Raw genomic sequence first — 13,484 nt, 5'->3', positions numbered from 1 at the left:
TTCGCAGTCTCATTCGCGACGGCCGGCAGCCGGCGCAAAAAACCCGCGGCCGGTGCACGGTCGCGGGTTCAAAGATCCGAAGCTCTGCCAGTACATCCGTGGTCAAAGCAACGTCATTGAGATTGCGGCAGCCTATGCGGCGCGCAGATTTTCAGCAGCAGACTTGCCGGTCCGGCGATCTGCAACGATTTCAAAAGAAACCTTCTGCCCTTCGTTGAGGGTATTCATGCCGGCGCGTTCAACGGCGCTGATATGAACGAAGACATCCTGGCTGCCTTCGTCCGGCTGAATGAATCCGAAGCCCTTTTGGCTGTTAAACCACTTCACAGTTCCCGTCGTCATGGGGATCGTCCTTTAAGATAGATAAACGTTTAGCCGCGCTCAGAAGCGCGGTGGGTGTCGTCGAGATCTGGAGGGAGGGTCGTCAGTCAGGCGCGCTTTTCAGCGGCGAGGCCAAGTCGTTCGGCCGAAACTCGATAGATTGAAGGTAGCAACTGTTCGATCATTCCGCAAGTGATCATATGTCGCTGTTCCGGGATCCGGGTCCGGCGCGTCGTTTCGCGCCGCACCCGGAAACTTCTACGCCGCCTTCTTGCTCTGCGCGAGCTGCGCCAGCTGGCGCATGATCTCCGTGGTGCCGGCGAGACGCTCTTCCGGCGTTTCCCAGTCCTGCAGGAACACCACTTTCATGTCGGGACGCACTTTCGCGGCCTGGCCGTGGCTGCGGATGAACGACACCAGGCGGTCGGGATGGGCGAATGAATTGTCACGGAAGGCGATGACGGCGCCCTTCGGGCCGGCATCGATCTTCCCGACATTGGCCTGACGGCAGAACGCCTTGATCGCGGCGACCTTGAACAAATAGCGCACCTCGTCCGGCAGCACGCCGAAACGATCGCGCATCTCGGCGCCGAAGTTCTCGATCTCCTCCTCGCTGTCGAGGTCGGCGAGCCGGCGGTAGAGCGACAGCCGCACCGAGAGATCGCCGACATAGTCCTCCGGAATGAGCACGGGCATGCCGATGGTGATCGTCGGCGACCAGCGGTCGGCGGCGGGCTCGGACACGCCGGCCTTGAGGTTGACGATCGCCTCCTCCAGCATCGACTGGTAGAGCTCGAAGCCGACCTCCTTGATGTGGCCGGACTGCTGCTCGCCCAGAATGTTGCCGGCGCCGCGGATGTCGAGGTCGTGCGAGGCGAGCTGGAAGCCTGCGCCCAGCGTCTCCAGCGATTGCAGCACGGTGAGCCGGCGCTCGGCCTGCGCCGTGATCTTCTGCTGCGCCGGCAGCGTGAACAGCGCATAGGCCCGCAGCTTGGAACGGCCGACGCGGCCGCGGAGCTGATAGAGCTGGGCGAGGCCGAACATGTCGGCGCGATGCACGATCAGCGTGTTGGCGTTGGGAATGTCGAGGCCGGATTCCACGATCGTGGTCGACAGCAGGATGTCGAACTTGCCGTCGTAGAACGCGGTCATGATGTCCTCGATCACGGCGGGCGGCATCTGCCCGTGCGCGACCGCGACCTTCATCTCCGGAACGTTCTTGTCGAGGAAGTCCTTGACCTCGGCGAGGTCGTCGATGCGCGGCACCACGTAGAACGCCTGGCCGCCGCGATAGCGCTCGCGCAGCAGCGCCTCGCGGATCATCAAGGGATCGTGCGGAGCGACGAAGGTGCGGACCGCGAGACGGTCGACCGGGGGCGATGCGATGATCGAGAGTTCGCGCACGCCGGTCAGCGCGAGCTGGAGCGTGCGCGGGATCGGCGTGGCCGACAGCGTCAGCACGTGCACCTCGGCGCGGAGCTGCTTCAGCCGCTCCTTGTGGGTGACGCCGAAATGCTGCTCCTCGTCGACGATCAGCAGGCCGAGATCCCGGAACTTGATCGACTTGCTGAGCAGCGCATGGGTGCCGACGACGATATCGACCGACCCGTCGGTGAGGCCCTTCTTGACCAGATTGAGCTGCTTGGCCGGGACCAGGCGCGAGGCCTGCGCGACCTGCACCGGGAAACCCTTGAAACGGTCGGTGAACGTCTTGTGATGCTGACGGGCGAGCAGCGTGGTCGGCACCACGACCGCGACCTGCTTGCCTTCCAGCGCCACGGCGAAGGCGGCGCGCAGCGCCACCTCGGTCTTGCCGAAGCCGACGTCGCCGCAGATCAGCCGGTCCATGGGACGGCCGAGCTCGAGATCCTTGAGCGTGGATTCGATCGCGCCAAGCTGATCCTCGGTCTCGTCATAGGGGAAGCGCGCGCAGAATTCGTCGTAAAGGCCCGGCTGCACCGGCAGCTTCGGCGCCTCGTGGAGGTGGCGCTCGGCGGCGATCTTGATCAGCTCGCCCGCGATCTCACGGATGCGGTTCTTGAGCTTGGCCTTGCGCGTCTGCCAGCCCGAACCGCCGAGACGATCAAGTTCGACCGTGGTCTGGTCGGAGCCGTAGCGCGACAGCAGCTCGATGTTCTCGACCGGCAGGAACAACTTGGTCTCGGCGGCATAATGCAGCTCGAGGCAGTCATGCGGCGCGCCGGCGACGTCGAGCGTCTGCAGGCCGATGAAGCGGCCGATGCCGTGATCGACGTGGACCACGATGTCGCCGGCGGCGAGGCTCGTCACCTCCGAGATGAAATTGTCGAGCTTGCGGCTCGCCTTGCGCGGCCGCACCAGGCGATCGCCAAGGATGTCCTGCTCGCTGATGAGCGCGATCTCGTCGGTCTCGAAACCGCTTTCCAGGCCGAGCACGGCGAGCATGGTCTCGTTGCGCGGGGTCGCCTGCACCGTGCGCCAGCTGTTGACGCTGGTCACGGGCGTGAGCTTGTGATCGCGCAACATCGAGGTCATGCGGTCGCGCGAGCCCTCCGTCCAGAGCGCGATGACCACCTTCTTGCGGCTTGTCAGCAGCCCATGCACATGTGCGACGACGGCTTCGAAGACGTTGACCTTGCTATCGTTGCGCTCCGGCGCAAAGTCTCGGCCCTTGCGCGCGCCGGCATCGACCACGCTGGTACCATCAGCCGGCACCGAAAACTGGGTCAGCCGCACCAACGGCATCTCGCTCTCGCTCTTGCCCCACTCCTCCTCAGTCAAATAGAGCCGATCGGGCGGTAGTGGCTTGTAGATGGCGCCGCCGCCCGGATGCTCCATGGCGTCGCGGCGGGCCTGGTAATAGTCGAGGATCTGCTTGAAGCGCTCGCGGATGGCGTCCTCGGCCTGCGGCTCGATCGCGACGCAAGCTCCTTGCAGATAGTCGAACAGCGTGTCCATCCGGTCCTGGAACAGCGGCAGCCAGTGCTCCATGCCAGGATGGCGGCGCCCCTCGCTGACGGCTTCGTAGAGCGCATCGTCGCGCTCGGGGGCGCCGAACTCGGCGACATAGCCCATGCGAAATCGGCGGATGGTGTCGGTGACGAGCTGGAATTCGGAGATCGGCACGAGATCGAGCGCGCGCATGTCGAGCAGCGTGCGCTGGGTTTCGGCATCGAAGGTGCGGATCGATTCCAGGCTGTCGCCGAAGAAGTCAAAGCGGACGGGCTGGTCGAGGCCGGCCGGAAACAGGTCCAGAATGCCGCCGCGCACCGCGTATTCGCCGGGCTCGCGCACGGTCGACGAGCGGTTGTAGCCGTTGTGCTCGAGCCAGGCGACGATGGTGTCCATCGGCACGACGTTGCCGGGCGCCACCGACAGCGCCTGAGCCGCCACGAGTTCGCGCGCCGGCACGCGCTGCACCGCGGCGTTCACCGTGGTCAGCACGATCAGCGGCTTGTCGCTGCCGGTCAGGGACGCCAGCCGTGCCAGCGTCGTCAGGCGCTGCGCGAGGACGCCGCCATGCGGCGAGACGCGGTCATAGGGCTGGCAGTCCCAGGCCGGAAATGTCAGCACCGGCAAATCGGGCGCGAAGAATTGCAGGGCCCGTTCGAGCTGCTGCATCCGTGGGCCGTCGCGGCAGATCACCGCGAGGCTGACGGCCGGCTTCTTCGGCCGCGCCGCGATGGCGCGCGCGAGATCGGAAACGACGAGGCCCTCGGCACCCTCGGCGACATTGGCAAGCGTCAGCGCGCGGCCGGGCGTGAGCAGCTCGGCCGGCGATTTCATCCCCGGCTTCATACGTCGCGGTCCGCGATCGGAAACGCCTTGATGCGCGCAAACAGCGGGCCGACGGCTTCGGCGGCAAGCACCTTGTCGCCGGTGATGGCGGCATAGAGGTCGGGATCGGCCTCTTCGAGCAGGGTCTCGAGCTGCGTCAGCTCGTCGTCGGACAGATTGCCGATCTCGGCATCCGCGAAGCGGCCGAGGATCAGGTCCATCTCGCGCGTGCCGCGGTGCCAGCAGCGGAACAGAAGCCGCTTGCGGCGGTCGTCCAGCCCGTTGCTCGATCGTGTCGTTCCCGTCATGTCTCAATTCCAGTCAAACGCCAAAAGCCCGGACGTGCCGGGCCGGGGTGATATAGCCACTCGGGCGGGCCCTGTCAGCCCTCGATTTGTCATGGCCGCTGCCGCCGCAGGGACACGAAAAAACACGTGGATGCCGGGCATAAAGCCGGGCATGACGAGCGAAAACGGTCCTAGATTCGCCTGATGCGCCCCAGCCTGCTCAATCCGCTGTTTGCCCCCGTGACCAGCCTGCCCGGCGTCGGTCCGAAGCAGGACAAGCTGCTGCAATATCTGCTCAGCCGCAACGAGACGCCGCGGCTGGTCGACCTGTTGCTGCATTTGCCGAGCCAGGTCATCGACCGCCGCGCCCGGCCGAAGATCCGCGACGCCGCGCAAGGAACCATGGTGACGCTGGAGGTTACCGTCGACCGACACCGCCCGCCCCCGCCGCGCAATGCGCGCGCGCCGTATCTGGTTTATGCCAGCGACGATACCGGCGACGTCGTGCTGACGTTCTTCCGCGCCAAGCCCGGCTATGTCGAGAAGCTGCTGCCGATCGGCGAGAAGCGTTTCGTCTCCGGCACGCTCCAGATGTACGACGGCATTCCGCAGATCGTGCATCCCGACCGGGTGCTGGACGAGGAGGCGATTTCAAAACTCTCCGGCATCGATCCCGTCTATCCCTTGACCGAAGGCCTCGCACTCGGCTCGCTGCGTCGCGCGGTCGCGCAGGCGCTGCAGAAGCTGCCGGCGCTGCCGGAATGGATCAGCCCCGAGGTGCTGCGCCGCTGCGGCTTCCCGCCGATCGCCGAGGCGCTCAATCGCGTGCACCAGCCGGTCGAGCTCACCGACATTCTGCCCGACCAGCCGTTCTGGTCGCGGCTCGCCTTCGACGAGCTCCTGGCCGGGCAACTTGCGCTTGCCCTGATTCGCGCGCAATTGCGCCGCCCGGCCGGTGTGCGCAACGCCGGCGACGGGCACCTCCGTAACAAGATCATCGACGCCCTGCCCTATGCGCTGACAATCTCCCAACGCGATGCGGCAGCCGCCATCGCCGACGATCTGCAACAACCCGTGCGCATGTTGCGCCTGCTCCAGGGCGACGTCGGCTCCGGCAAGACCGTGGTCGCCCTGCTGGCCGCCGCTGCCGTCACTGAGGTTGGCAAGCAGGCAGCCCTGATGGCTCCGACCGAAATTCTGGCCCGTCAGCACATCAAGACCATCGCGCCGCTCGCCGAGCGCGCGGGAATCCGGGTCGCGATCCTCACCGGCCGCGAAAAGGGCAAGGAGCGGCGGGACCTGCTGGCCCAACTCGAAGCCGGCGAGATCGACCTGCTCGTCGGCACCCATGCGCTGATCCAGGACGACGTGATCTTCAGCGATCTCGCCCTCGCCGTCGTCGACGAGCAGCATCGATTTGGCGTGCGCGAGCGGCTGGCGCTGACGTCAAAGGGCGAGGCCGTCGACGTGCTGGTGCTGAGCGCCACGCCGATTCCGCGCACGCTGGTGCTGACCTATTTCGGCGACATGGACATCAGCGAGCTCAGGGAGAAGCCGGCCGGCCGCCAGCCGATCGAAACCCGCACCATATCGATGAGCCGCCTCGAAGAGGTCACGGCCAGCATCGGCCGCGCGCTCGAATCCGGCAAGCTGGTCTACTGGATCTGCCCGCTGGTCGAGGAATCCGAGGCCGAGGGCACCGAGCACCTGACCAATGCGACCAAGCGCTTCGAAAGCCTGCAACAACGTTTCGGCGACCGCGTCGGCCTCGTCCACGGCCAGATGAAGGGCACCGAGAAGGACCGCGTCATGGGCCAGTTCGCCGCCCATGAGATCGGCCTGCTGGTCGCGACCACCGTGGTCGAGGTCGGTGTCGACGTGCCGGCGGCGACCATCATGGTGATCGAGAACGCCGAACGCTTTGGCCTCGCCCAGCTTCATCAATTGCGCGGCCGCATCGGGCGCGGCTCGGAGGCCTCGACCTGTCTGCTGCTCTACTCCGAGCCGCTCGGCGAGATGTCGAAGGCCCGGTTGAAGGTGATCCGCGAGACCACCGACGGCTTTCGCATCGCCGAGGAAGATCTGAAGCTGCGTGGCGAAGGCGACGTGCTCGGCGTGCGCCAGAGCGGCCTGCCCGGCTACCGCATCGCCCGCTCGGAGGTGCACGGCCAGCTCATCACGCAGGCCCGCGACGAGGCACTGCGCATCCTGAAGGACGATCCAAAGCTCAAGGGCGAACGCGGCGAGGCACTGCGATGCCTGCTGTATCTGTATGAGCGGGATGAAGCGATCCCGCTGATCGGAGCGGGTTAGCTGGCCGCTCGTTGCCGCCCAATCTCATAGGCCGCCACATGCGCCCGGGAGAGATCCAGCAGCGGCGTGTCCATGCCGAGTGCACGGGCCCGGTTGGCCATATCGCCGAGGATATGCTCCGCCTCGGTCATCGAGCCGCGCTCGATATCACGCAGCATCGAGGCCTTGAGCGGGGAGTCCGGGGTCGTGAACAGCTTGCGGTCAAACTCGATGAAAGGCGCTCGCGGCTCAAAACCCGAGGCCGTCGCGACGGCGCAGCATTCGGCAAACAGCCGGAAGATGGATTGCTCGCCGTTCGGCACCGCCAGAATGTCTCCGATGCTTGCACGCATCAGGCAGGTGATGCCGGCAAGCGTCGAGAGCTGGACGAATTTCTCCCACATGTCCTGCATGATCGCTTCGCTGGCGCGCACATCGATACCGGGCACATGCAGCAGCGTCTCCAGGGCGAGCACACGCTCGCTCAACGAACCCTCGAGCTCGCCGAAGACAATCGTCTGGTTGGCCATGAACTGAACGACACGGCCATCCGCATCGAGCCCGGCACTCACGTTCGCGAGCCCGCCGAGGACGCAGCTCGCGCCGAACCGCGCAGTCAGGGCGTCGACATGTTTCAAGCCGTTGAGGATCGGCAAAATCATCGTGTTCGCGCCAACGGCCGGGGCAAACTGGGCCATCGCATCGTCAAGCGAGTAGGATTTCACCCCGACGAGCACGACGTCGAACGTTTCCTTGAGATCGTTGGCCAGGATGACCTTCGGCTGCACGGCGAAATTGCCGTGCGGGCTCACGACCTGCAATCCATTCTGTCGCAATTGCTCCGCACGCCCGGCCCGCACCAGAAAGGTCACGTCGCTGCCGGCTCGGACCAGGCGCGCTCCGTAATAGCCTCCAAGCGCTCCCGCGCCGATCACAAGTACTCTCATTCGAACTCCCAATCGGAGTGACCGCTTCCGCAGAAACAATAACAGATGAACCTCGCGACGTCTCCTCAACCCGCGTGCGCGCCCAAGAACCTGCCGTGCTCCGCTTCGGTCGCCTCGTTGGCGGGGAACATGCACTCGAGCCGCAGCTCCTCCGCCGTCACCGTCTGCGGCGTTCCGACCGTCGTGATCAAGGAGAAGTAGTCCAGCGTCACGCCGTTCTTGACGAAGGACAGCGGGATCATCGGCATCGCATCGGAGGCCGATGGCGCGCGCCATTCCGGCTTCACCCCGGGGTATTGCGATAGTTCCTCCAGCAGCGCCTTCGTCCTGATGTCCACCACGTGTCCGACTGCCTCGCGATACACCCGTGCGAGCAGCCCGCGTGCGGTCTGCGGCCAGTTCGCGATAAAGGGGCGCATGCCGTCCGGATCGAACATCAGATGCAGCAGGTTTCGTGGCGCCGGCCGCGCCGACATGTCGACGAAGCAATTGAACAGAAGCGGCGCGGCCTCATTGGTCATCAGCACGTTCCAGTAGCGGTCCATGACGATGGCGGGAAACGGCTCATGCTGACGCAGCATGCGTTGCAGGGCACGGTTGATGCTCGTCATGGCGGGCGCCTCGATCTCGGGATCGGAATAAGACGGCGCATAGCCGGCGGCCAGCAGCAGCTCGTTGCGTTCGCGTAAGGGCACGTCGAGGGCTTGCGCAAGATCGAGCAGCATCTGGCGGCTCGGAACGCTGCGGCCGCTCTCGACGAAGCTGATGTGCTTCTGCGAGACGCCGGCGTCGAAGGACAGGTCGAGCTGCGTCTTGCCGCGAATGTCCCGCCATTGACGCAGCAGCGCGCCCGCGGAACTGGTGCGCGTCTTGAGGGCACTGGCCGTCGCTTTCATTGTCAGTCGGTCCTTCCTGTCGATCTGCGGCATCGTCAACGCGCATCGGCAGCGGTGCGTCGGCTCATCCGAGGCACCACCGCCGACAGTAGCAGGTTCGTGGCGATCAACCGAAGGCGACCGGTCCCACGGCGCCGACCCAGTGCCGTACCTTGGTGTCGTCCTTCTCGTCCATGTAGAAGAAGTGCGTCATCGTGGGATGCACCGTCTTCATCGAGGGATCATCGGGTGTCATGTCGACGACACCCCGAAACACCTTCAGCGAGCCTGCATCCCAATATTCGGTGATGTGATGCAGCGCGGTGAATCCGGTGTCGATGAAGGCCTTCAGACTGGCGCGGATCGCCTCGCGCCCTCTCCAATCGGCGACGCCGAGGTTGCAAACGGCATCCTCCGTAAAACAGTCGAAGCCTGGTCCGAAGGTCTTGTCGTCGATCTCCTGCCACATGTTGAGCAGCCATTGCGGCGGCTCCTTCTTCGTAAACACGACTTGCATAGCTCTCTCCTCATGCACTGACACGCACGCAACAGGAGGCTTGATTGAATGCGTCCCGTCGGGTGGATGACCGGACAGTAGCCAGGCTGCGGATGGGCTCAATTACATGCCAGGTAATAACGGGCGTTCGGCAGGCCTCCTCTTTCCCTGGGCCCGACTTTATGGAACCCTACGACGATGCGCCGGATCATCGTCGTGGGCTGTCAGGGCAGCGGAAAGACGAGCCTGTCCCGGAATCTCGGGCGAAAGCTCGGGCTGCCGGTGGTGCATCTCGACGTGCTCTATTGGCGGCCGGGATGGAAGCCATCCGACAAACCGAGCTTCCGGGCGCGCGTCGCTGATGCGATCGCGGGCGACGCATGGGTCGTCGACGGCAGCTTCTCGGGACTTGCCTTCGATCTCACGCTCGCGCGCGCCGATACGCTGGTCGTCATCGACCGCCCGCGCTGGCTCTGCCAGTGGCGCATTCTCCTGCGCTCCGCCTTCGATCGCGACAAGACCCGGCCTGACCTCCCGGAGGGGTGCCCCGAACAGTTCGACTGGAAATTGATGCGGGAGGCGTGGCGCTACGACACCGAGCGCGCGCCGGTCATCGAGGCCGAGCGCGTGCAGTATGGCGCTGACGTCCCGGTCGTGCGCCTGAGACGCGATCGAGACATCCAGGGGTTTCTGGATTCGGTGCACGGCACATGATCGATGACCGTAACGCGAGACCAAACGATCAGGATTTCTTCTGCGCGATACGCGCGGCGAATGCCTTCATCAGGTCGGTATCCGCCGCCTCGCCCTTCGCGTCCTCGGCGAGATGCTCGAACCAGCGCGCAAAGCCTTCGTAAACCTGGCTGGCCGGATGATCGGGGCCGAGGAAGCCGGAAATCTCGCGCATCTCCGCAACCCAGCGATAGGCCTTCGGGATCATGTCCGGCAGCGCGACTTCGAGCCGGGCCAGAACCGCGGGCTGGCTGAGTGCGAGTTCGTCGCGCAGCGCATCCGCAGCCCCCGCTTTCGTTGCCGCGACCACCATCGCCGAGCCGATGCCGGCGAGGCCCTTGACGATACCGGCGTAGGACATTTTGAGCGCGGACGCGGCACCGACCGGCCCTTCGACGATCCGCAGGTCGAGCCCGAAATCCTTCAGCACGGCGACATCCTTGGCGTGCTCGCCGGACATGTAGAAGGCCGGGCTCTTGCCGCCGGGCTGGGGCGGGAACCCGATGATGCCGGCATCGACGAACGGCGCCTGTGCCGAGCCGATGATCTCCTCGATCCTCATCACGGTGTCGACGTTGACGGCATTGCAATCGACCACGACCGGCTTCTTCTCGCGCCGGACGATCAGCCCGGCCAGCCGCTCGGCGAGCGCCACGGCTTCGCCCGGCGGCACGATCGAGAGGATGATGTCGGCGTCCGCGATCGCGTCGTCCTCGGCGCCGATCATGCCGGCATCCACCGCGCGTTTGCGCGTCGCCTCGCTCCGCCCTTTCAACGACGTCAGCACGCGCGCACCGTGCTCGCCGAGACGGCGGGCCACGGCACTGCCCATGGCACCGGGCGCGAGGATCACAATGGTTTTGGACATCGTGCACTCCAGATCGAAATCCGAGCAACGCGCTCGATTCACCGGAGACTAGCAGAGGACGGGACGCCCGCGTGACCGACGGCCATCCCGCAGAGGAATGGCCCTACTCCACCTTCGCAGGCTGGGGCTGCAGCGCCGCCGAGGCGTTGGCAATACGCGCGGCATTCGCCATGCCCGCCAGCGCCGCCGCTTTCTTCGGGTCGGGTGCCGAGCCCGGCTGCACAACGCCGGCCGACATGATCAGGGTCGCGGCATCCTCGGTGCTCATGTCGACTTCGACAATCTTGCTCTTGGGCACGTAGAAGAAGAAGCCGGTGGTCGGGTTCGGTGAGCACGGCAGGAACACCGAGACGTGCTCCTCCTGGCCCGGCAGGCTGCGAGAGACATCCTCGTTCGGCGCTTGCGAGATCAGTACGATCGACCACATGCCCGGCGAGGGAAACTCGACCAGGCCGACCTTGCGGAAGCTCGAACCCTTGCCCGAGAACAGCGTCTCGAACACCTGCTTGAGGCCGCGGTAGATGGCGCGCACTGCCGGAATGCGGCCGAGGAAGGTCTCGCCGACATCGACCAGCGTCCGGCCGATCAAATTGGCCGCGAGAAAGCCGACCAGAGTCAGCGTGAAGAATGCGACAATCAGTCCCCAGCCGGGGATGACGTACGGCATGTAGGTTTCAGGCCGATAGGCCAGCGGTACGAATGGCCGCACCACGCCATCAACCCAGGTGACGAACCACCACACCAGATAAAAGGTGATCGCAACCGGTCCCGTCACGACGAGACCAGTGAGGAAGTAATTGCGAAAGCGGCCTATCAGGCCGGTATGCGGCTCCGGTACGGGATCAAGAGGCGCTGGCGCGTCGTCACGGGGGTTCATTCGGGTTCCAGGTCGGTCGCTTCGTTCAAGCTAGGGTCTTCTAGCAGGTTTTGGAAGACCACGAAGCGTTCCGGCCCGACCCTTCTGCCTATTCCACGGTCACGGATTTCGCGAGATTGCGCGGCTGGTCGACGTCGGTCCCCATGATCACCGCCGTATGATAGGCGAGCAGCTGAACCGGGACGGCATAGACCATCGGCGTGAACGCCGCCGCCATGTCGGGCATGACGATGGTGACGAGGGACTCGACGGTTGCCTCCTGCGCGCCTTTGGCGTCGGTCATCAGGATGATCTTGCCGCCGCGGGCAGCGACCTCCTGCATGTTGGAGACGGTCTTTTCGAACACCCGGTCGTAGGGCGCGATGACGACGACGGGCATGGTCTCGTCGATCAGCGCGATCGGGCCGTGCTTGAGCTCGCCGGCGGCATAACCCTCGGCGTGGATGTAGGAGATCTCCTTCAGCTTCAGCGCACCTTCGAGGGCGAGCGGGAAGCTGGTGCCGCGGCCGAGATAGAGCACGTCGCGCGATTTCGCGATCTCGCGCGCGAGCTTCTCGATCTGGAGCTCGGTGGTGAGTGCATCCGACATCAAACGCGGGATCTCGACGAGCCCGTGGACGAGCTTGGTCTCGTCCTCGTCGGACAGTTCGCCTCGCGCCTTGCCGGCCGCGATCGCAAGATTTGCCAGTACCATGAGCTGGCAGGTGAAGGCCTTGGTCGAGGCGACGCCGATCTCGGGGCCGGCCAGTGTTGGCAGCACGGTCTCGCTTTCGCGCGCGATCGTCGAGGTCGGCACGTTGACGACGGCGACCGTGTGCACGCCCTGGTCCTTGGCGTAACGCAGCGCGGCCAGGGTGTCGGCGGTCTCGCCAGACTGCGAGATGAAGATGGCGAGATCACCCTTGCGCAAAGGCGCCTCGCGGTAACGGAATTCGGAGGCGACGTCGACCTCGACCGGCACGCGCGCGAAACGCTCGAACCAGTATTTTGCGACGAACCCGGCGTAGCTCGCGGTGCCGCAGGCCGTGATGTTGATGCGCTGGATATTCTTGAAGTCGAACGGCAGCTTGACCGGCAGCGAGACCCGCTCGGTCGCCATGTCGACATAGCGTGCCAGCGTGTGGCCGACCACTTCCGGCTGCTCGTGGATCTCCTTGGCCATGAAGTGGCGATAGTTGGCCTTGTCGACCAGCGAGGTCGAGGCGGCGTGCTTGGTCTTCTCGCGCTGGACGGCGTGGCCGTCCTTGTCGAAGATAGAAGCGCTCGTATGGGTCAGCACGACCCAGTCGCCGTCCTCGAGATAGCTGATCGTGTCGGTGAACGGCCCGAGCGCGATGGCGTCGGAGCCGAGATACATCTCGCCGTCACCATAGCCGATCGCGAGTGGCGGACCGTTGCGGGCGCCGATCATCAAATCGTCCTCGCCGGCGAAGATGAAGCCGAGCGCGAACGCGCCACGCAGACGCGCCAGCGTCAATTTCACCGCTTCCACCGGCTTGTTGCCGCGCGTGAGCAGATCGTCGACGAGATGCAGCACGATCTCGGTGTCGGTCTGGGTGTGGAACACCGTGCCTTTCTTCTCGAGCTCCTCGCGCAGCTCGCGGAAATTCTCGATGATGCCGTTGTGAACCACGGCGACACGCTCGGTCGCGTGCGGGTGCGCATTGTTCACGGTCGGCTTGCCGTGGGTGGCCCAGCGGGTGTGACCGATTCCGGTCGTGCCCTTGAGCGGCTCGACTTCCAGCCGCTTCTCCAGATTCTTCAGCTTGCCCTCGGCGCGTCGGCGCTCGAGATGCTTGCCCTCGAGCGTGGCGACGCCCGCCGAGTCATAGCCGCGATATTCAAGACGTTTGAGCGAATCCACCAATTGCTCTGCAACCGGTTCGCGCCCGAGAATGCCGACAATCCCGCACATGCGGATCAATATCCCCCAAATCGTCGAAAAATCGCCTAAACGACGCGCTCGGTTTTTAGCGAAGTTCCTAAGGAACCAGATACTCAATAATTATTGCTGATTGAGACAGCACCGACGG

Annotated in this window: 11 protein-coding genes; 2 read left to right on the top strand and 9 right to left on the bottom strand. The window is 64.9% G+C overall.

The window, feature by feature from the left end; translation table 11 throughout:
- Positions 1-132: 132 nt before the first annotated feature.
- The 3 genes from AC0L20_RS22850 to AC0L20_RS22840 all read right to left on the bottom strand — a co-directional run bounded on the left by AC0L20_RS22850 (position 133) and on the right by AC0L20_RS22840 (position 4,385).
- Positions 133-342, bottom strand: coding sequence for a cold-shock protein (locus AC0L20_RS22850; RefSeq protein ID WP_027518024.1), 210 nt, complete (start codon positions 340-342; stop codon positions 133-135).
- Positions 343-579: 237 nt separating this feature from the next.
- The gene (mfd, locus tag AC0L20_RS22845; RefSeq protein WP_473292328.1) at positions 580-4,098 is read right to left on the bottom strand and encodes a transcription-repair coupling factor; all 3,519 of its coding nucleotides are present in this window, start codon (positions 4,096-4,098) and stop codon (positions 580-582) included.
- A complete protein-coding gene (locus AC0L20_RS22840; protein WP_473292324.1) occupies positions 4,095-4,385 on the bottom strand; it encodes an FAD assembly factor SdhE in 291 nt (96 codons plus the stop codon). The genes mfd and AC0L20_RS22840 overlap by 4 nt, the downstream gene beginning before the upstream one ends.
- A gap of 183 nt (positions 4,386-4,568) precedes the next feature.
- On the opposite strand from AC0L20_RS22840, the gene recG reads away from it, so the two are divergent.
- Positions 4,569-6,677, top strand: coding sequence for an ATP-dependent DNA helicase RecG (gene recG / locus AC0L20_RS22835; RefSeq protein ID WP_473292322.1), 2,109 nt, complete (start codon positions 4,569-4,571; stop codon positions 6,675-6,677).
- Here recG and panE read toward each other — a convergent pair.
- The 3 genes from panE to AC0L20_RS22820 all read right to left on the bottom strand — a co-directional run bounded on the left by panE (position 6,674) and on the right by AC0L20_RS22820 (position 8,995).
- Entirely contained in the window at positions 6,674-7,603 is a 930-nt protein-coding gene (gene panE, locus AC0L20_RS22830; protein WP_473292479.1) for a 2-dehydropantoate 2-reductase, read from the bottom strand. The two genes, recG and panE, sit on opposite strands and share 4 nt — an antisense overlap.
- A 65-nt stretch (positions 7,604-7,668) precedes the next feature.
- Positions 7,669-8,499: a helix-turn-helix domain-containing protein gene (locus tag AC0L20_RS22825; RefSeq protein ID WP_473292320.1), complete on the bottom strand. Its 831-nt coding sequence runs from the start codon at positions 8,497-8,499 to the stop codon at positions 7,669-7,671.
- Between the two features lie 106 nt (positions 8,500-8,605).
- Positions 8,606-8,995: a nuclear transport factor 2 family protein gene (locus AC0L20_RS22820; protein ID WP_473292318.1), complete on the bottom strand. Its 390-nt coding sequence runs from the start codon at positions 8,993-8,995 to the stop codon at positions 8,606-8,608.
- A gap of 177 nt (positions 8,996-9,172) precedes the next feature.
- Here AC0L20_RS22820 and AC0L20_RS22815 point away from each other — a divergent pair, with 177 nt between their 5' ends.
- Positions 9,173-9,688, top strand: coding sequence for a P-loop NTPase family protein (locus tag AC0L20_RS22815; protein WP_473292314.1), 516 nt, complete (start codon positions 9,173-9,175; stop codon positions 9,686-9,688).
- A 28-nt stretch (positions 9,689-9,716) separates the two neighbouring features.
- Here the strand turns inward: AC0L20_RS22815 and AC0L20_RS22810 are convergent, their stop codons facing one another.
- The 3 genes from AC0L20_RS22810 to glmS form a co-directional block, all read right to left on the bottom strand.
- Positions 9,717-10,574, bottom strand: a complete 858-nt coding sequence (locus tag AC0L20_RS22810; RefSeq protein WP_473292310.1) for an NAD(P)-dependent oxidoreductase — start codon at positions 10,572-10,574, stop codon at positions 9,717-9,719.
- Between the two features lie 103 nt (positions 10,575-10,677).
- Positions 10,678-11,451 (bottom strand): DUF502 domain-containing protein, encoded by a 774-nt coding sequence (locus AC0L20_RS22805; RefSeq protein WP_473292307.1) that lies wholly within the window; start codon positions 11,449-11,451, stop codon positions 10,678-10,680.
- 88 nt (positions 11,452-11,539) lie between these two features.
- Positions 11,540-13,366, bottom strand: coding sequence for a glutamine--fructose-6-phosphate transaminase (isomerizing) (gene glmS / locus AC0L20_RS22800; RefSeq protein ID WP_473292303.1), 1,827 nt, complete (start codon positions 13,364-13,366; stop codon positions 11,540-11,542).
- Between the last annotated feature and the right edge of the window lie 118 nt (positions 13,367-13,484).

The sequence above is a fragment of the Bradyrhizobium sp. Kon58 genome, assembly GCF_055807455.1.
This window is presented reverse-complemented; position numbering and strand designations above follow the sequence as displayed.